The organism is Methylobacillus arboreus (genome assembly GCF_020532725.1).
Lineage (GTDB): Bacteria > Pseudomonadota > Gammaproteobacteria > Burkholderiales > Methylophilaceae > Methylobacillus > Methylobacillus arboreus.
On record NZ_JAJAVC010000006.1, the window covers coordinates 395,093 to 414,341 of the forward strand.

Genomic DNA, 19,249 nt, shown 5'->3' on the forward strand with positions numbered 1-19,249 from the left:
TTCCTTTGCTTTACTTCTGCAAAGCCTTACTGATTTTCTGGTCAGTCTTGTATTCGCTCAAGGCATATACAGACCAGATAGCCGCAGGCAGCCAGCCAATGATAGTGAGTTGCAGGATCAGGCAGATGATGCCGGCAATCGGACGGCCGATTGTGAAGAACTGCAGCCATGGCAGGAAAATGGCAAGAATCAGGCGCATTTCAATCTCCTCTTTCTCTTTTAAATCTTGTGGGATGCCGTTTAGTTTAGCCCAGAATTTTTTCCAGGGCGAACAGTTGTTCAATGGTCTCGCGCTGGCGGATCAGGTGTACATTGTCCCCATCCACCATGATTTCAGCGGCACGCGGACGGGTATTGTAGTTGGAGCTCATGCTCATGCCGTAGGCACCAGCGGATAAGACAGCCAGCAGATCCCCTTGCTGGAGCGCAAGTTTCCGGTCATGACCAAGGAAATCACCGCTTTCACATACCGGGCCGACAATTTCATAAATCTGGGCAACATCCGGATCCAACACAGGCGTCACTGCGGCAATTTCATGATAGGCGTCGTAGAGTGCCGGACGCATGAGGTCGTTCATGGCGGCATCGACAATGGCAAAGTTCTTGGCTTCGGTGTGCTTGAGATATTCCACCTTGGTAATCAATGCGCCAGCATTGCCCACCAAGGCACGCCCTGGCTCAAATACCAGCTTGACAGCACGATTGCCAAGTCTTTTCAACATGGCTGCCGCATAGGCGGCAAAATCCGGCGGGGTTTCATCCGCATAGCAAATGCCGATGCCACCACCCACATCGATATGCTCAATATGGATCCCTTCAGCGTCCAGTTGATCAACCAATGCCAATACGCGATCAAAAGCATCCAGAAACGGCGATAGCTCTGTCAGCTGCGAGCCGATATGGCAATCCACGCCATGCACAGCGATATTGGGCAAGCTAGCCGCGCGTTTGTACAGGCTGAAGGCATCTTCATAGGCCACGCCAAACTTGTTGTTCTTGAGCCCTGTGGAAATATAGGGATGCGTCTTGGCATCTACATTCGGATTGACGCGCAGCGAAACCGGCGCAGTTTTGCCCAGGCGTGCAGCGACGTCGTTGAGCCGATCCAGCTCGCTTGCAGACTCGACATTGAAACAGAAAATACCCGCATTCAGCGCAGCCTCCATTTCGGCCTCGGTCTTGCCCACGCCTGAAAACACCACCTTGGCAGGATCGCCACCTGCAGCCAGCACGCGTGCCAGCTCACCACCAGAGACAATATCAAAACCGGCGCCCAGGCGGGCAAACAGGTTGAGCACCGCCAGGCTGGGATTGGATTTCACCGCGAAGCAGACCAGGTGGTCAGTACCTGCAAAACCTGCCGCAAAGCGGGTATAGGCAGACTCAAGCGCCGCACGCGAATAGACATACGCAGGGGTACCGAACGCTTCGGCAATACGGGTCAAGGGGACATTTTCGGCATGCAACGTGCCGTTTTTCAACTGAAATGGATTCACGGACAAACTCATTGAGAAGGTTGGTTTTGCTGCAGGGGTTCCTGCGGGTATTGCTGTTCCGGAATGTAAAGATCGCCCTTGGTGCCGCATGCGGCAAGGGTCAGGCTTGCAATCAGGATCAGGAAGCAGAAGCGCATATTGTTTGAATTCAAAGAGATTATTTTAACACAAAGCGATAGTCACTTTGGCAGTGCTACTGCATCAAGGCACAGCCGCATGGCGCATGCGCGATTCGATGATAGCCGCCTTGCGCACCAGTCCGCGCGCCTCACGATGCTTGTCGTAATAACGCGGGTTGGGAATCATGGCTGCCAATTTGGCCGCCTGGGCGCTGCTCAGGTTGGCGGCACTGGTTTTGTAGTAATGCCGCGCGGCAGCCTCGGCACCAAACACGCCGCTCCCCCACTCAATCACATTGAGGTAAATCTCCAAGATTCTGCGCTTGCTCATCATGCGCTCCAGCATCCAGGTAATCGCCGCTTCCTGCAACTTGCGCCAGGGCGTGCGCTTGGTGGAAAGAAACAGGTTCTTGGCAAGCTGCTGGCTGATGGTGGACCCGCCCGCGACGATCTTGCCTTTTTGCCAGTTCTTTTCATACGCCTTCTGGATGCCATCCCAGTCGAAACCTTCATGGCCGACAAACTTGGCATCCTCGGATGCAATCACGGCACGTTTGAGATTGCGGGAAATCCTGCTGTATTCCACCCACTCATGCTTGAGCGCGGCCTTGGGATTTTCCTCACGCAAGGTGATCAGGCTGGTACGCATGAACGCGCTGCTGGCAGGATTATGCTCAACCCACCAGAGGATATGCATGAATATCCAGAGCTGGTAAAACACCACCAGCACCAGAGCCAGCAATAACCCGCGCCATATCAAGCGTTTGATCACGATTCTCGTAACGCCTTGATCACGGGTGCAGTGTCCGGACGCACCTGGCGCCAGATATAAAATGCTTCTGCCGCCTGCTCTACCAGCATACCCAACCCATCCGCGATATGCTGCACGCCTTCCGCTCGCGCGTAAACCATGAAAGGCATCTCGCGGCCATACATCATGTCATAAGCCAATGCCTCAGGCGCAAACAAGCCAACCGGCAATGGCAACTTGTCATTACTCAGTCCGCTGGAAGTCGCGTTGATGATCACATCAAACACCTGGCCTGCCAGCGCCTCAAAGCTGCTGGCCTCAGGCACAAGCACAGCCTTACCGGCACGCCCCGCCATGGCTTCCGCTTTTTCCACAGTGCGGTTGGCAATCCATAACTTCGCGGGCAAGGCTTCCAATAACGGGCCCAGCACCCCTTCCGCCGCCCCGCCTGCCCCTAGCAACAGCACTCGCTTTCCTGCCAGGGGAAACTTGAGGTTATGCAGAATATCCCGCACCAGGCCGACGCCATCCGTATTGTCGCCCTGGATACTGCCATCCTTGAAGCTGAGTGTATTCACTGCGCCCGCATTCAGTGCGCGCTCTGTCAGCTCGCTAGCAAGCGCATAAGCTTCAAACTTGAACGGCACGGTGACATTGGCGCCGAGATAGCCCCGAGCGCGTAAATCAGCTACCGTGCCGGCAAACCCATCAAGCGGCGCTTGTATCTTGCCGTACTCCAGTTGTTGTTCGGTTTGTCTTGCAAATGCCGCATGAATCAATGGCGACTTGCTGTGCTCCACCGGGTGGCCAATCACGGCATAACGGTCCATCAAAACCTCAAGCGTTGGTCCAAGGCAAGCCTGCGGCTTTCCAGCCATTGATCTGGCCACGCTGCTTGGTATCGGGGGTAGATTCGCCCTCAAAGCCTTCCAGCACATTGTAAGCCTCGGCATAGCCAGCCTCGGCAGCCACCGCGGCAGCATTGTGCGAACGCCCGCCAGTGCGGCACAAGAACATCACCAGCGCTTCACGGTCAACCTGCTTGTCAAGCTGGGTCAGAAAATCCGGATTAGCAACCATGCCAGGATAAAATGCCCATTCAATGTGCGTTGCAGCCGGAACACGGCCCACCAGCTCAAGCTCCGCTTTGGTGCGCACATCCACCAGCCTGGCCACGGGTGCCAGTTCCAGCACCTGATTTGCCTCTTGCGGCGTCAATGCCCCCGCATAAGGAAGGCCGTGCTGTTCGGCACGTTGCTTTGCATTTTGCAAAATAGTGCTCAACGTTTTCATTGCTTCCTCCTCACTCTCGGAAATGCATGGAGTATAGCCCTAATTCTGCCGCAAACCCACACGCACAATATTGGTGCACAAAATAGAGATGCGCAATATTTTGGTGCATACCGGAGAATTTCTCTTTTATAACCTTATGTGTGAAAATGAGAATCTGCATGTTTCCAGTGGCACAATTCATGCTTCACCTTAGTGTCAAGCATAGTGCTTCAACAACCTTCTTAATTCAAAAAGAGCTAGGAGAATCAAATGGCGGTGGCCGACGTATTAAAACTTGTGAAGGAAAACGACATCAAGTTTGTCGATTTTCGCTTTACCGACACTAAAGGCAAGGAACAACATGTAACCGTGCCTGTATCCGCATTCGATGAAGACAAATTTACCGAAGGCCACGCTTTCGATGGTTCATCCATTGCTGGCTGGAAGGGCATCCAGGCTTCGGACATGCAACTGATGCCTGATCCGGAAACTGCGAACATCGACCCATTCATGGACGAGCCTACCTTGTTCCTGACCTGTGATGTGGTTGATCCTACAGACGGCAAGGGCTATGACCGCTGTCCCCGCAGCCTGGCCAAGCGCGCCGAAGCATATCTCAAATCCAGCGGCATTGGTGATACCGCCTACTTCGGTCCAGAACCTGAGTTCTTCATTTTCGATTCCATCAACTGGTCTGTGGACATGAGCGGCAGCTCAGTCAAGATCAACTCCGAAGAAGGCGCATGGGCCTCCAGCGAGAAGTTTGAAGGCGGAAACACCGGCCATCGGCCTGGCGTCAAGGGCGGCTACTTCCCCGTGCCTCCAATCGATTCACTGCACGACATCCGTTCCGCCATGGTAGTAGCCCTGGAAGAACTGGGCGTGCCTGTAGAAGTACACCACCACGAAGTGGCAACTGCCGGCCAATGTGAAATCGGCACCAAGTTCAGCACCCTGGTACAGCGCGCTGACTGGACCCAGATCCTCAAGTATGTCGTACTGAATACGGCACATGCATACGGCAAGACAGCGACATTCATGCCCAAGCCTATCTTCGGTGATAACGGTTCCGGCATGCACGTGCACCAATCCGTATGGAAAGACGGCAAGAACCTGTTTGCAGGCAACGGCTATGCCGGCCTGAGCGAGTTCGCACTCTACTACATCGGCGGCATCATCAAGCACGCGCGCGCATTGAATGCCATCACAAACCCAGGCACCAACTCTTACAAGCGCCTGGTACCCGGCTTTGAAGCCCCAGTGAAACTGGCATACTCCGCCAAGAACCGTTCTGCTTCCATTCGCGTTCCTTTCGTGCATTCCGACAAGGCACGCCGTATTGAAGCCCGCTTCCCGGATCCAACCGCCAACCCATACCTCGCATTTAGCGCATTGCTGATGGCAGGCCTGGACGGCGTGCAGAACAAGATCCACCCAGGTGAGCCAGCGACCAAGGACCTCTACCACCTGCCACCAGAAGAAGATGCAGCGATTCCAACCGTGGCATCATCCCTGGAGCAAGCGCTGGAAGCTCTGGACAATGACCGTGAGTTCCTGACCCGCGGCGGTGTATTCTCCGAAGACTGGATCAACAGCTACATTGACCTCAAGATGGAAGAAGTCACCAAGCTGCGCCAGACTCCGCACCCTGTCGAGTTCAGCCTCTACTACAGCGTTTAATTCACGATCGCTGTGAATCAAAAAAGCGGGGAAACCCGCTTTTTTTGTGCCCGGTATATTTACCCCGTCCTCTCATTCATTTGCCAATTGCCTGCCCCCGCCTTCTGCTCTAAACTGAATCACATGAAGAGAATATGCCTGTCTTTTTTTGCCTGGCTGGCATGCGTGGCGACCTGTACCAGCGTCCAGGCGGAAATCTATAAAAGTGTTGATGAAAACGGCCATGTCACCTACTCCAATGTCCCCAGCAAAGGGGCTACCAAGCTGGAATTAGACCCACCGCCACCTGCCACCGCAAAACCCAAGCCCCAGGCCACGCCCAGCAACTTTCCACGTGTTGATACCCAGACCCAGAAAAAGCGCGATGACCAGCGCAGGCAAATCCTGCAGGAAGAACTGGAAGCTGAAAAAGCCGCATTGGAGGAAGCCAGGAAAGCCTATACTGAAGGCGAATCCAAACCAGAGGTATACCGTGGCGCGGGCGGCAAGACCTTTCGCAATGTTGTGAAATTCGAGGAAAAAATGCAGCGCTTGCAGGCTGATGTAGATGCGCACGAAAGGAATGTGCAGCTTCTACAAAAAGAGTTGGAGGCGTTTAAATAAGCGGTGTCCAGGGTCTTGTGACGTATGGTTCGTGGCCGCGCCGGTACCAGTTTTTGTGCGAAGCAAGGCATAAGGAGAGAGGTTTGGTTATTCCAAATGAACGACGAATAACGCAGCACCGGGCAAGACCGGCTCCGGCCCTTCGCGTCGCTGTGGCAAATGCTCCCTAATTGGCCTGGCTTTTGCTTAACCTAAGCCATGGAACATAAAATCCCCCCATCTTTTGCAGGCCTCGAACACCTGTCGACTGCAATTATCCTGCTCGACCAACAACGTCACGTCGTCTATGCCAATCCCGGCGCCGAAGTCCTGTTTGCAATCAGCGCAAAGCAAATCGCCGGGTTGCCCGTGTCCCAGGTATTTCCCGGCTGTGACATCCTGGACCTGGCGATGGAACATGCCATCAAGCATCACAGCCCATTCCGCGAGCACGAGTTCCCGATCACGACACTACGCCAGCAGTCATTTGCCGTCACGTGCACAGTAACGCCGGTTGAGCTGGCTCCGGCTTGCCTGGTACTGGAATTCCAGCATATGGACCAGCAACTGCGTATTGCTCGCGAAGAGCGCATGCTGATCCAGCAACAAGCCAATGCAGAACTCTTGCGCAACCTGGCCCATGAAATTCGCAACCCGCTTGGCGGGCTCCGCGGCGCGGCGCAATTGCTGGAGCACGAATTGCCCCAGGTCAGCCTGCGGGAATATACCCAGGTGATTATCAAGGAAGCCGACCGCCTGCAATTGCTCATGGACAGGCTGCTGGTGCCACACCGTGTCCCCAAGTACGAACCCACCAATATCCATGAAGTGCTGGAGCGGGTACGCAGCCTGCTGCTGGCTGAATCGCCTCGCAGTATTAATATCCGCCGTGATTACGATACCAGCCTGCCCGAAATTATCGGTGATCGCGAGAAGCTGATTCAGGCTGTGTTGAATATCGCGCGCAATGCAGTGCAGGCCATGCAGAACCACCCCGGCACAAAAGCACCGGAAATCATCCTGCGTACGCGTGCGGCACGCCAAGTCACGCTAGCCAAGAAACGCTACCGGGTCGCCATCAAGCTGCAAATCATCGATAACGGCCCTGGCATCCCAGCAGAGGTCCGTGAGCGCATCTTCTACCCACTGGTTTCGGGCCGGGAAGGTGGCACAGGACTGGGTCTGACACTCGCACAAACCTTTATTACCCAGCACCACGGTATGATCGAATGTGAGAGCGAACCGGGCCATACCAGCTTTACCATCCTGCTCCCCATCGAAAGTACGGCAATGCAGGCTTACATTCCAAGACAATAAGCATTAAGAAACTCTTAAATAAAAAACGGACTATTCACAGGTAACCATCATGAAACCGATCTGGATCATAGACGACGACAAATCCATCCGCTGGGTGTTTGAAAAAGCCCTGGCCCGTACCGATATGGATTTCAAGACTTTTGCATCGGTGCCAGAAGCGCTGAATGCCCTCACCCGGGAAGAGCCCCAGGTCATCGTCAGCGATATCCGCATGCCAAATGGCTCTGGCCTGGATTTCCTGCATGAAGTGAAACAACAGCATCCCGACATCCCCGTCATCATCATGACCGCCTATTCCGACCTCGAAAGCGCAGTGGCAGCTTTTCAGGGCGGGGCATTCGAGTACCTGGCCAAGCCTTTCGACGTAGACCAGGCCATCGAGATCATCCGCCGCGCAGTAGAAGAAAGCATGCGCCAGGCAACAGAAGTAGTCATCCAGGAAGAAACGCCGGAAATCATTGGCCAGGCACCTGCCATGCAGGAAGTTTTCCGCGCCATAGGCCGTTTGAGCCGCTCACATTCCACCGTGCTCATCAACGGAGAATCCGGTACCGGCAAGGAGCTTGTTGCCAGCGCACTACACCGCCATAGCCCGCGCGTGGACAAGCCCTTCATTGCCATCAACACTGCCGCCATCCCCAAAGACTTGCTGGAATCCGAATTATTCGGCCATGAACGCGGAGCGTTTACCGGCGCCCAGGCTGCCCGGCGCGGACGCTTCGAGCAAGCCGATGGCGGCACCCTGTTTCTCGATGAAATAGGCGACATGCCCTCCGACCTGCAAACGCGGCTATTGCGTGTATTGTGCGATGGCCAGTTCTACCGCGTGGGCGGCCACCAACCAGTCAAAGTCAATGTCCGCATCATTGCCGCCACCCACCAGGACTTGGAAGAGAGAGTCAAACTAGGCCTGTTCCGTGAAGACTTGTTCCACCGCCTCAACGTCATCCGCCTGCGCTTGCCGCCCTTGCGCGAAAGGCGCGAGGATATTCCCCTGCTGGTCAGGCATTTTCTGCAGCACAGCGCGCGCGAGCTCGGCGTGGAAGCCAAACAACCCTCGTCCGCTGCCCTGCGTTACCTCGGCACATTGAGCTGGAGCGGCAACGTACGCCAGCTTGAAAATGTCTGCCACTGGCTTACCGTCATGGCGCCCGGCCAGAATATCGACGTGGCCGACCTGCCGCCAGAACTCAAGGAAGACGCCACAAAACCCGCCGGCGCTACCTCCTGGCAGCATGCCCTGGCCTCAGAAATCGCGGATGCCCTCAATCGCGGCGAACACGAAATCCTGGATAGCCGCACCCAGCAATTCGAGCGCATCCTGATCACCAAGGCCCTGCAACACACAGGCGGCCGCCGCATAGAAGCCGCCAACCAACTTGGTATGGGCCGCAACACGCTGACACGCAAGATTCAGGAATTGGGGATAGACGAGTAAAATTATAATGTAGAATATATTTGACTAAAGTCCAAAATATGTAAAAATATTATTCATGATCAACATGTTGGAAATAGGATCCAAAATCAGGCGCCGCCGAATTAAAAGCGGGTTAAGCCAAGCTGAACTTGCGGCCCGCTCCGGTGTATCGCGGGCAACCATTAATGCGCTTGAGAAAGGCACTATCAAAGAAATTGGCTTCAATCGGCTTTCAGCGATTATTCGCACTACAGATGCTCTTCAACCCAAAGCAAAAGAGCCAAGCCTGAAAGTATCAGAAAGCAAATCTGAAAAATTGGCCTTGTCTTTTCCTTACGATTGGAGCAACCCTAGCCTGCCAGATGAATTATTGATTGATCGTGTGCTGGAAAGAGGAATTTATGAGGATATTGCCCGGATAACCGCAGAGTACGGAATAGATGCGATATCCGACAGAGCCAAAACCGTCATCAGCAATATCCCTCATGCTGCAGCCAACATCAACCGCATGCTTGATAATTTGCATGCAGCTTTGAGCCATGCTTAATCTGGAGTTTGTACCGCCTCGAACTGCTGAAGTTTTTAAAGCATTGACCAGACAACCACTGATGTCCGGCTTCAACCTGATCGGCGGCACTGCGCTGTCCCTGCAGATCGGACACCGCCTGAGTGAAGACCTGGATTTCTGGCTCCCTGCAGAGCAGATGTCGAGTGCACGTATTGATGCCATCGTCGAGAATTTAAGAAGCGATGGACATCATATTCAGTTGGCCACACCAGCCTGGAGAATCACCCAAGCCAAGATCAACAATCAGGACCTGCTATCACTATCCCGGGATTACTCGATCAACGGAGTGAAAGTCACCTTCTTTGCAAGAAATGATGCTCCCTACCAGTATTTTGCAAAACCAGGCCGCCATCAGATCCCGGAAATCAGCTTTCAGATCATGGAGTTAAATTCCATTTTTGAAATGAAGGCTTGGCTGATTTCAAAACGCATACGATCCAGAGACCTTTACGACCTGATGATACTACTGCGGGATTATGGCAAAACAGTAAGAGATATCTTTGATGCCGGCCTTGCAGCAGATGCCTCCTACAGTATTGAGTTTGTCAAAGATGTCCTTCTGGGTACAGCGCCTATTGATTCAGATGACGAAGGATTCAATTCCATTCACCTTGATATCAAGATGGAAGAGATTTATGCATTCATGCACGACCGCGTTAATCAATACGAAATTGATGTAGCCAGAGAAATCTTCAGGTCAATATCAAAATAGCAGTGGTTCTTTCACAAGAAATCATACCAGCCGTGGTGATGAGCACCTCGCATGCTCTTCTGTCACACCAGGCTTGATCCCGACACTCGTAATTCCGCCCCACAAGACCCCGGCTCCGGGCCGGGATAGCATTTGGAGATATTAATTCTAGGTTTCAAATGCAACCGACATCAGGATACAGGCACTTCCTGAAGCTGTTTGATCATCGTGCTCACGATGGTGTGCTCAATAATCCCCAGCATGCGCGAGTCTTTCTCTAGCCCCCATTGAGCTTCTTCGGTTTGCTGCGCATTCTCGTCAAGTATTTCCCTGCGAACCTTGTTGACCGCCAGCGGCACTTTCCGGATAAGGTGGTCTAGTCTGCGCTTCGCTGCCATGCGGCCCAAGCCCAGAGTAATACCGGCAGCAATGACGGCATCACGGGTGATATCGGAGAAACACCTCACTTCAGGGCCCAGAGTGAGAGCGAACTTTGTTTGCGACCATTCCCCAAAATCACGGTCAACCGCTTTCGTATCATAAGCGGCAGTACACAACAGGTCGTAGCAGGGTGAAATGACAATCCCGTTGTGGGAAACCATGAATGAAATGTTCTTGAGATGGTTATCGCCGTTACCCATCAGGATATTGAATACCAGCCAGTCAAAAAACCATTGTCGGCCAGCTGCCGGCACATGAAGGAAGGCAACCAACTGTGCCAGCGTCTCGACGCTCGCGGCTGAGTATTTGAACACGCGGTCAATGTTGAGCAGTTGGCAGCCGTCAATAACGTGCAACCGGTCAACACCATCATCAGCGTTCGGCATCCGGTCAAACCGTTCAATCAGGTAAACCGGTTCCGGACAAAATAGACGACGCACTGGCGGGGGATTTAAACCCACTTCGCGTGCGACGCGCATGGTCAAGTATTCATTGACGACGCTGGATGGGTACGAATCTTTTTCTGGGTGCTGCGGTTTGAGAATGTGGGTTGACGCGGTCGGACCATCCGGCTCAAAAAGCTCACCATCCTTGTAGATCACCGCTAGTTTGTGCTGCGCACCAGCCAATGACATGTGTTTCGGTGAATCGGTGTTCAGCGGAACCTTCGGCATCGCCTTGATGCGGGCGGATAACTCTTCCAATGGGAGCGGCCGCATGCTGGCTGCAACCGGCTCCTCGCCTTCGCGCAGCAGCGTCAGCGAGCCCGCAGATTCTCGACCATAGTAGGCCAACAGGCCAAACGCATCGCCCTCCTCCACTTCAGCCTGACTAGCCAATGCGATGCGCAATGCCTCTTCAGGCAGCAGATTATCGAAATACCATTGCACTGGCCGGGTGGAACTACCGTCAATATGCAGCATAGGCTGGCCCGCGGCATTGGAGCGTGGCAGCGACGGGGACAGGTCATACCCGTCGTCGTCGTCGGCCCAGGCCTGAGTGTACTCAAACCGCCAGATATTACCTTCAGCGCTCAAGGTGCCGACGTGAGCCCCATTGATATAAGCAAGCAGGGAGCGCCTCATTCCTTAATGCTCCGCTGAGTTTTACGCTTGCTCGGGCGAACCAGGCCACCTTGTTGACGGATTTTCTGCAGATACGGCTCGGTAGATAAGGGCACATCGACCGTGAGCTTGAGGCCTAGCTCCCGCAAGAGCTGCAGCACACGTCCCATTTGGACGGTTTCCTTACCGTACTCGACGTCACCTACAAATACAGGACCGACCCCGGCCATACCGGCCATATCATCGAGCCGAATGTGATTGGCCTTGCGCGTAGCCCGAATCACCTCACCAAGTTCCGCCATTGTCGTTATCTGGAGTTTCATCAATATTCACCAAAAATATATTTGATCGTATATATTTTAATATGAATACGAAATTCATCAACCAAATATATTCGATCAAATATACTTTTAAATACTTTAGCGAGAAATCAATAAAATATATTCTATATAATATATTTTATCTCTTTTTATCCTTCAAGATGATCCCGGCTCAAAGTCGGCATGACGCTGCGGAAGCAAGGTGACAAGATTTGCGAAGATGACAAGCAATAAAAAAACGGCACCCAAAGGTGCCGTTTTACGCTTTGAGCTTTAGCAAGATATACGCTCAACAAGTTAAATATTTTCCTTAAGCAGGCCAATCTGCTTCGTCAGATCTGGGATATTACGTTGAACAGTTTGCCACACCACATCCAGATTAATATCAAAATAGCCATGAGCAATCCGGTTACGCATCCCACGCATATTGCGCCAAGGCACTTCCGGGTGTTGCTCAACAAACTCGGCATAACTATCCATCACTTTTGCCGCAGCTTCACCAATAATGACAAAACTCATGATCACAGCCTGCTGAGTTCGCTTATCCGCCAGAAAATCATTCTTATCTAATCCATCCACAAAATTGCAGGCATCTACTGCCGCCCGATAAATATGTTCAAGATAATCCGGCAAGCGGTTTTCGTTCATACTGGCTGCGCTTCTGCAAGCACCTTTTCCCGGAATTTGGCAGGAATATCTGCCGGAGTCAGAAGGTCAACATGGATACCAAGCAAAGATTCCAACTCCTCTTGCAGGCCTCCCAGATCGAATAATGTTGTTTCAGGCAATACATCAACCAGCAGATCAATATCACTGCCATCCGCATCCTTACTATGGGCAACTGAACCAAAAACTCGGGGGTTCTTTGCCCGATTCAGCTTAACAGCCAGACGGATCGCTTCACGATGTGAATTGAGAATTTCAGAAGGCTTCATGACTAGTGTCTCCATTGCTGCGGCAGATTGGCTCGTCATCCAACTCCGAACTTTATTCGCCAAGTGTGACAAAAAGCAGTGGAATTGCCAAGCGATTAAACTTTCCACACAATAAAAAACGGCACCCGAAGGTGCCGTTTTTACGATTGTGCTTTTAAGCTAAATCTTTCGATTTAATCCTAGAAGAACAGAATCGCGCCCAAGCTGATGGTCTTGGCCTTGCCATCCAAGCCGCCTACAACATCATTCTCAACCTTTTGCTGTGCATATTCAGCAACCAGGTTCAAGCTCTTGGTCAGAGGATGATAAGCACCAACGATCCAAGACTTGTTATCAATGTCATAAACATTAGCACGAGCTTCAGACTTGCTAATACCGTAGGAAACACCCAGCTTGGTACCAACTGTAGGCAGCTTGTATGTTGCTTGAACATAACCACCCTTGTCATCAGACTTGTTGCCACCCAGGAATTGCAGACCGCCCAGTTGACCGCCGGTCTGAGTGTCCAGACCACGACCATTGTAGTAGTAACCTACCAGACCGAAGTCAGCTACGTTAATCTTACCACCCAGGTCATAACCACTTGAGCGGTAGTCACCTGTTGTTGTGTTATTGTGCTTCTGAGTAATGTAACCAGCCCAAACTTTACCGGAAACATCACCAGCCCACTCGTAACTTACCTTACCATCGAAGCCAAGTTCTGTCTTGTCATCAGCAAGAGCAGTACCAGCAAGAACACCATCATTACGCAAACCTTCACGAGCGGCTACAGCGAAGCTGAAACCGTTCCAGTTAGGGGATGCGTATTGAATTTGGCCGATCCAGTCAGCGTATACATAACCGGAACCGATACGGCCCAGTGTGGAGTTACCAGGACCGCCGGCGCCAACACCCACGCCCAACAGGGTCATGTCGGAGAGGATAGCATCGGAACCGAACAGGCCGAGGTCACGACCAGCCTTGATAGTACCCCAGGAAGCGTCACCGAAAGTCAGGTAAGCTTGACGAATGTTGATAGAGTTACCATCACCGGCACGACTTTGGAAATTCGGGTTAGCAGAACCTGTAGTTCCGAAACCGCTGTCAGCATTGGCACCAACGAAGAATGTGAACTGGAATGCGATGTCCAGATCGTTCTGACGAGTCTTACCACCGATACCGATAGCGGAAGGCAACAGACCTGTGGAAACTTGGTTTTTTCTAGCTACGCCAGAAAAAGCATCTCCAGAGTAACGGGTGTTAGTGTAGTAAGTATTAACGTTACCACCGATGTCGATGGTCCAGTCACCTGCTGGGATGATGATACCTGCGTTTGCAGCGGAAGCGCCAAACGCCATTACAGCGCCGGCAACTGCCAAGCCTAGTTTCTTGTTCATGTATATCTCCTAATGCGTTTAGTTATCCCTTGTGCAACGTGTATCCATCGCTACAAAGGTATTTCGCGGACTTCTTTAATGCAAGAAGTTATGGGCAGTATGCCAAAGGCGCTTCAAGGGCTGCAAGCAATCTTGTGGTTTTTTGATGCTGAGTTGGGCTTTGTGTTGCAATTACGCAACAGATTGAGGTTCAACCACGGTTTTTACAGAAAATGATTCTGTTTTTAAATATTTAGCCGCGAATGCTAAAGTTTTCACTCAGATATGGAGAACAGGCGCTGGTGTTCGCGGATGGCATAACGGTCTGTCATGCCGGCAATGTAATCGGCAATCACACGCGGCTGCTCATCACGGTTTGAAGTTTGGTAATCGTCAGGCAACAGGCCGGGGTCCGCCAGGAATGCATTGAACAGCTCGGCAATAATCCGCCTGGCCTTGGAAGTCATGCGATTGACCTGGTAGTGCCGGTAAAGGTTGGTGCGCAGAAAGCGCTTGAGCTCAAGTTGCTGCTGGTCAATCACCGGGCTGAAGCCAATCAGCGGCGGCAGGGTGCGGATATCATCCAGTGTTTTCGGCGCATGTTCGGCAATGTTGCGGCGGCTTTGCTCGCATAGATCTGTCACCAGGATGTGGATCATGCGGCGCACGATTTCATGAATCAGGCGGCGGCCAGCCAAGGCAGGATATTGTTCCTTTACCAGCGCAAACTGCTCGGCAAACATTTGCACCTCGGCAAGCTGTTCTATGGTGATCAAGCCGGAGCGCAGGCCATCATCGACATCATGGTTGTTATAGGCAATTTCATCAGCAAAGTTGGCTACCTGGGCTTCCAGCGAAGGCTGTTGCTTGTTGAGGAAACGCTCGCCGACTTCGCCCAGCAATCTGGCGTTGGGCAATGAGCAATGCTTGAGAATGCCTTCACGCACTTCGAATGTCAGGTTGAGGCCATCGAACTCGGCATAACGATGCTCGAGGTGGTCCACCACGCGCAGGGATTGCAGGTTGTGTTCAAAACCGCCGTACTCGCGCATGCATTCATTGAGTTGATCCTGCCCGGCATGGCCGAATGGCGTATGGCCAAGATCGTGTGCAAGCGCCACGGCCTCAATCAGGTCTTCATGCAGATTGAGGTTGCGCGCAATCGCACGGCCGATCTGGGCCACTTCCAGGCTGTGCGTCAGCCGGGTGCGGAACAGGTCGCCTTCATGGTTGATGAAAACCTGGGTTTTGTATTCGAGACGGCGGAAGGCGCCGGAGTGGATGATACGGTCACGGTCGCGCTGAAAATGGTTGCGCGTGGCGGGAGCGGCCTCCTCATGCAAACGGCCACGCGTCAGGGCCGGGTTGGCCGCATAGGGCGCGAGCCCGGTCATGCAGCAATGGCCAGGGTTTCTTTCAGCAGGCCGGCATCATAGTCACTGGTCACCAGCGATTTTCCTATCCCTTGCTGCAAGACCAGGCGGATCTGGCCATCCACGACCTTTTTATCCAGCCCCATCAGGTCAAGGTAACGCTCCACCCCTAGTGCGGGCGCTTCCACAGGCAGCCTGGCCTCCTTGAAGATAGCCACGATGCGGCTGATGTCTGCATCATTCAGCCAGCCCAAGCGGTGTGAAAGATCAGCCGCCAATATGGTGCCGGCCGCCACTGCCTCGCCATGCAGCCAGACGCCATACCCCATCGCATTTTCTATGGCATGCCCAAAGGTGTGCCCCAGGTTGAGCAAGGCACGCTCGCCGGCTTCGCGCTCATCCGCGGCCACCACTTCCGCCTTGTTCTCGCAGGAGCGGTAAATGGCATAACTCATGACCTCGGTATCCAGCGCGAGCAGCTTTTGCATATTGGCTTCCTGCCAGACAAAAAACTTCTCGTCACGGATCAGGCCGTATTTGATCACTTCGGCAAGGCCTGCCGACAGCTCACGCTCGGGCAATGTGGACAGCGTATCGATATCCGCCAGCACGACTTGCGGCTGGTAAAACGCGCCTATCATGTTCTTGCCGAGCGGGTGGTTGATGCCGGTCTTGCCGCCTACGGATGAATCCACCTGGGAAAGCAATGTAGTCGGCACCTGGATGAAAGGCACGCCACGCAGATAAGTCGCTGCCGCATACCCAGCCAGGTCGCCAATGACGCCGCCGCCCAGGGCAATGACGGTGGTGCTGCGCTCGCAACGGTTTTCAAGCAGGGCATCGTAGATCAAATTCAGCGTCGCGGCATTTTTATAGGCCTCGCCATCTGGCAGCACGATCAGGATGACCTTCACCCCGGCATCGCGTAGCGGCTGAGCGAGTTTTTCCAGATACAGCGGCGCAACTGTCGTATTGGTCACAATTGCCACCTGCTTGCGCTTGAGGTGCTGCAGAATCAATTCTGGCTGGGTCAGCAATCCACGGCCGATATGAATAGGATAAGAGCGCTCGCCCAAGTTTACGTGTAATGTCTGCATGGTGTTATAAAGATTCCAGTTTCTGTTCGATCTGATGCACGATGGCGCTTACCGGCTGCCCGCCGGTATCTACAATAATAGAGGCGATTTCCCGATACAAGGGATCGCGCTGTGCGAACAATTGCTCCAGCTTTTTGCGCGGGTTGTCATTTTGCAGCAATGGGCGGTTCTTGTCGTTACGGGTACGCTGCCAGAGTTCATGCACATTGGCGCGCAGGTAGATCACCGTGCCATTTTCCTTCAGTTGCCTGCGGTTCTCGGGCAACAGTACAGCGCCTCCCCCTGTCGCCAGCACAATATCCTGCATCTGGCTCAACTCTTCTATAACTGTTGCCTCGCGCCTGCGGAAACCATCCTCTTTTTCCAGTTCAAAGATCACGGGAATACTGACGCCGGTCCGCCGCTCTATCTCATGGTCGCTATCGTAAAAGGTTTTGTTGAGGTGCTTGGCAATAATACGGCCTACGGTGGTTTTCCCCGCCCCCATCAAGCCTACAAAGAAAATATTTGCTGCCATAAAAAATGCCCGCCATACGCAAGCGAGCATTTTAAGGGAATCTGGCTTAGCTGTCAGATATGACGAAAGACAGTTCGCCTAGCGCAACGAGAGACTCTCATCCATGACCTTGGGAGTGATGAAGATTAGAAGCTCAGTCTTGTCGCTCTGCTTGACGCGACGCTTGAATACATTGCCGATAAACGGCAGGTCGCCGAAGAATGGCACCTTGTCCACATCATTACGCTCGGTTTGCTCATAAATACCACCGAGCACCGCTGTTTCACCATTGGCGACCAGTACCTGGGTTTGCACACGCTGCGTGTCGATTGATGGCACATTGGCAAAGACCTGACCTACTCTGTCCTTCTTCACTTCCAGGTCCATGATGATTTTCTCATCCGGCGTGATTTGCGGTGTTACCTCCAGGCTAAGTGACGCGTTCTTGAACTGCACAGCCGTAGCGCCACTGCTGGTAGCCTGTTGGAACGGAATCTGCGTACCTTGCTCGATGATGGCCTTTTGCTGGTTGGCTGTCGTCACACGCGGACTGGAAACAATCTTGCCGCGCTGGTCAGTCTCCAGGGCGGACAATTCCAGATTGAGCAGGAAACCTGCCGGCAGGCGGAACAAGCTGAAGGCAAAGTTACCGAATGCATTGGCAACCGGCAGGTTCACGTTCAGATCCTGGGCACCATCCGCACTCACGCCCACCCCAACCGTACCAGGAATCGAGGTTGTTGCCAGCGTGGAAGAACCGACACGGTTGGCGATGGTTTCAGTAATCACGCCGGTTGTTGGGTCTATGGTGCGCTGGGTAATGGTATTGCCTAAAGTGCCGCTGGAACCATAACGGGTATCGCCGCTGGCTTGCTGCTTCTGTACACCAAAACGGGCACCGAGGCTGCGGCCGAATTTCTCGTCTGCAATCACCAGGCGCGATTCAATCATCACCTGCTTCACAGCAATGTCGATCTTGTTGATGATGCTCTGGATTTCTTCCAGGTGCTTGGGGGTATCCTGCACGAATACGGTATTGGTGCGCGCATCCACGACAGCGCTGCCTCGCTTGGAAAGAATCTTTTGCTTGCTGTCGCTGATGATGTTCTTGAAATTCTCGGCCTTTTGATAGCGCAAGGTGAACACCTCGGTACGCATCGGCTCCAGCTCTTCAATCTGCTGGCTGGCTTCCAGCAAGAGCTTTTCCTTGGCTGCCACTTCATCGGATGGCGCAACCCAGATCACGTTACCGGTCTTGCGCTGGGTCAACCCCTTGCTTGACATGATGATGTCCAGCGCCTGATCCCACGGCACATCCTTGAGTCTCAGCGTCAGGTTGCCGGTCACGGTATCACTGGTGACGATATTGAGGCCGGTAAAGTCGGCAATCACCTGCAACACCGAGCGGACATCGATGTTCTGGAAATTGAGCGACAGCTTTTCACCCGAATAACCTGGCCTGGAACCCTGTACCAGCTTGTTGGGGTCTTCGACCACCGGGCGGATATCAATGATAAAGCGCTTGTCTGCCTGATAAGCCGACTGCTCCCACAAACCCTTGGGCTCAATCACCAGGCGGCTGTTGTTGCCCTGCTTGATGGCATCGACATACAGCACCGGCGTATTGAAATTGATCACATTGAGGCGGCGCTGCAGATTCTGGGGCAGCTCGGTATTGATGAAGTCCACCACTACGGTCTTGCCCTGCTGGCGGATATCGATACCGGCAGAGGGATCGGACAAGTCTACAATGATGCGGCCTTCGCCGTTCTTGCCGCGCATGAAATCAATGTTATTGAGCGTGTGGAACTTCTCACCGGCCTTGGCCTCGGCAAACCGTGAAACAACATTGGCACTTGCATTAGCACCCACGTCGGCTGCCTGCAGGACAATCGTGGTTTCGCGCCCCTGGGTAGTGGTGTTGTAAGCCACCATCTTGGCAAGATTCAACACAACGCGGGTACGATCCCTTGCCTGGGCCAGATTGACCGCTTTAAGCACGCCCTGCCCCGCCTGCACACTGTTTTTGCCCAGGCCATTGCCTACGGCAGGAAAGTCCAATGCAATACGCGAGGGGTTGTTAAGGGTAAAACCAGCGGGGGGATTTGCCAAAGGCGTGGTGGTTTGCACCTGTATTGCCACCCGGCCGCCAGACATCGTCACAAAGTCGATTTTTTCAATCTTGTTGGCGAATTCATCTTGCTCTTCGGCAGCCTGCACACCTGATACGGTCAGCAGAAGAACCAGCCCAGCAGCCCATTTTATAATATTCATG

21 protein-coding genes are annotated in these 19,249 nt (G+C 53.2%); 6 read left to right on the plus strand and 15 right to left on the minus strand.

The genetic code is table 11. The annotated features are described in order from the left end of the window. Nucleotides 1-10 precede the first annotated feature (10 nt). The 6 genes from LG198_RS07905 to LG198_RS07930 all read right to left on the minus strand — a co-directional run bounded on the left by LG198_RS07905 (nt 11) and on the right by LG198_RS07930 (nt 3,659). Nucleotides 11-199, minus strand: coding sequence for a YqaE/Pmp3 family membrane protein (locus LG198_RS07905; protein WP_230342630.1), 189 nt, complete (start codon nt 197-199; stop codon nt 11-13). 46 nt (nt 200-245) lie between these two features. Next, nucleotides 246-1,496, minus strand: coding sequence for a diaminopimelate decarboxylase (gene lysA, locus LG198_RS07910; protein WP_230342631.1), 1,251 nt, complete (start codon nt 1,494-1,496; stop codon nt 246-248). Nucleotides 1,497-1,504: 8 nt separating this feature from the next. Beyond that, a complete protein-coding gene (gene lptM, locus LG198_RS07915) occupies nt 1,505-1,633 on the minus strand; it encodes an LPS translocon maturation chaperone LptM (protein WP_230342632.1) in 129 nt (42 codons plus the stop codon). Between the two features lie 64 nt (nt 1,634-1,697). Continuing rightward, nucleotides 1,698-2,387, minus strand: coding sequence for a monofunctional biosynthetic peptidoglycan transglycosylase (gene mtgA / locus LG198_RS07920; protein ID WP_230342633.1), 690 nt, complete (start codon nt 2,385-2,387; stop codon nt 1,698-1,700). Further along, a complete protein-coding gene (gene aroE / locus LG198_RS07925) occupies nt 2,384-3,196 on the minus strand; it encodes a shikimate dehydrogenase (protein ID WP_230342634.1) in 813 nt (270 codons plus the stop codon). Before aroE ends, mtgA begins: the two co-directional genes overlap by 4 nt. Before the next feature lie 7 nt (nt 3,197-3,203). Beyond that, a complete protein-coding gene (locus tag LG198_RS07930; protein ID WP_230342635.1) occupies nt 3,204-3,659 on the minus strand; it encodes a rhodanese-like domain-containing protein in 456 nt (151 codons plus the stop codon). Between the two features lie 249 nt (nt 3,660-3,908). On the opposite strand from LG198_RS07930, the gene glnA reads away from it, so the two are divergent. The 6 genes from glnA to LG198_RS07960 all read left to right on the plus strand — a co-directional run bounded on the left by glnA (nt 3,909) and on the right by LG198_RS07960 (nt 9,914). Further along, a complete protein-coding gene (gene glnA / locus LG198_RS07935; RefSeq protein WP_230342636.1) occupies nt 3,909-5,318 on the plus strand; it encodes a type I glutamate--ammonia ligase in 1,410 nt (469 codons plus the stop codon). Between the two features lie 123 nt (nt 5,319-5,441). Further along, nucleotides 5,442-5,921 (plus strand): DUF4124 domain-containing protein, encoded by a 480-nt coding sequence (locus LG198_RS07940; protein ID WP_230342637.1) that lies wholly within the window; start codon nt 5,442-5,444, stop codon nt 5,919-5,921. 198 nt (nt 5,922-6,119) lie between these two features. Next, the gene (glnL, locus tag LG198_RS07945) at nt 6,120-7,217 is read left to right on the plus strand and encodes a nitrogen regulation protein NR(II) (protein WP_230342638.1); all 1,098 of its coding nucleotides are present in this window, start codon (nt 6,120-6,122) and stop codon (nt 7,215-7,217) included. A 49-nt stretch (nt 7,218-7,266) separates the two neighbouring features. Next, a complete protein-coding gene (gene ntrC, locus LG198_RS07950) occupies nt 7,267-8,655 on the plus strand; it encodes a nitrogen regulation protein NR(I) (RefSeq protein WP_230342639.1) in 1,389 nt (462 codons plus the stop codon). Between the two features lie 55 nt (nt 8,656-8,710). After that, on the plus strand, nt 8,711-9,181 hold the full coding sequence (locus tag LG198_RS07955) for a helix-turn-helix transcriptional regulator (protein WP_230342640.1): 471 nt from the start codon (nt 8,711-8,713) through the stop codon (nt 9,179-9,181). Then, on the plus strand, nt 9,174-9,914 hold the full coding sequence (locus LG198_RS07960) for a nucleotidyl transferase AbiEii/AbiGii toxin family protein (protein ID WP_230342641.1): 741 nt from the start codon (nt 9,174-9,176) through the stop codon (nt 9,912-9,914). The genes LG198_RS07955 and LG198_RS07960 overlap by 8 nt, the downstream gene beginning before the upstream one ends. Before the next feature lie 170 nt (nt 9,915-10,084). Here the strand turns inward: LG198_RS07960 and LG198_RS07965 are convergent, their stop codons facing one another. The 9 genes from LG198_RS07965 to pilQ form a co-directional block, all read right to left on the minus strand. Continuing rightward, a complete protein-coding gene (locus LG198_RS07965; RefSeq protein ID WP_230342642.1) occupies nt 10,085-11,419 on the minus strand; it encodes a HipA domain-containing protein in 1,335 nt (444 codons plus the stop codon). Then, nucleotides 11,416-11,721 carry a helix-turn-helix domain-containing protein gene (locus tag LG198_RS07970; protein WP_230342643.1) on the minus strand — a complete coding sequence of 102 codons (306 nt, stop codon included), beginning with the start codon at nt 11,719-11,721 and terminating at the stop codon, nt 11,416-11,418. Before LG198_RS07970 ends, LG198_RS07965 begins: the two co-directional genes overlap by 4 nt. Before the next feature lie 294 nt (nt 11,722-12,015). Further along, nucleotides 12,016-12,366: a HepT-like ribonuclease domain-containing protein gene (locus tag LG198_RS07975; protein WP_230342644.1), complete on the minus strand. Its 351-nt coding sequence runs from the start codon at nt 12,364-12,366 to the stop codon at nt 12,016-12,018. Continuing rightward, nucleotides 12,363-12,653: a nucleotidyltransferase family protein gene (locus tag LG198_RS07980; RefSeq protein ID WP_230342645.1), complete on the minus strand. Its 291-nt coding sequence runs from the start codon at nt 12,651-12,653 to the stop codon at nt 12,363-12,365. The genes LG198_RS07975 and LG198_RS07980 overlap by 4 nt, the downstream gene beginning before the upstream one ends. 179 nt (nt 12,654-12,832) lie before the next feature. Further along, nucleotides 12,833-14,029: a porin gene (locus LG198_RS07985; RefSeq protein ID WP_230342646.1), complete on the minus strand. Its 1,197-nt coding sequence runs from the start codon at nt 14,027-14,029 to the stop codon at nt 12,833-12,835. A gap of 254 nt (nt 14,030-14,283) precedes the next feature. Beyond that, nucleotides 14,284-15,402: a deoxyguanosinetriphosphate triphosphohydrolase gene (locus LG198_RS07990; protein ID WP_230342647.1), complete on the minus strand. Its 1,119-nt coding sequence runs from the start codon at nt 15,400-15,402 to the stop codon at nt 14,284-14,286. Next, nucleotides 15,399-16,478 (minus strand): 3-dehydroquinate synthase, encoded by a 1,080-nt coding sequence (aroB, locus tag LG198_RS07995; protein ID WP_230342648.1) that lies wholly within the window; start codon nt 16,476-16,478, stop codon nt 15,399-15,401. The genes LG198_RS07990 and aroB overlap by 4 nt, the downstream gene beginning before the upstream one ends. Nucleotides 16,479-16,482: 4 nt before the next feature. Further along, nucleotides 16,483-16,995, minus strand: coding sequence for a shikimate kinase AroK (gene aroK, locus LG198_RS08000; protein ID WP_230342649.1), 513 nt, complete (start codon nt 16,993-16,995; stop codon nt 16,483-16,485). Between the two features lie 78 nt (nt 16,996-17,073). Continuing rightward, nucleotides 17,074-19,248: a type IV pilus secretin PilQ gene (gene pilQ, locus LG198_RS08005; protein WP_230342650.1), complete on the minus strand. Its 2,175-nt coding sequence runs from the start codon at nt 19,246-19,248 to the stop codon at nt 17,074-17,076. Nucleotide 19,249 lies beyond the last annotated feature (1 nt).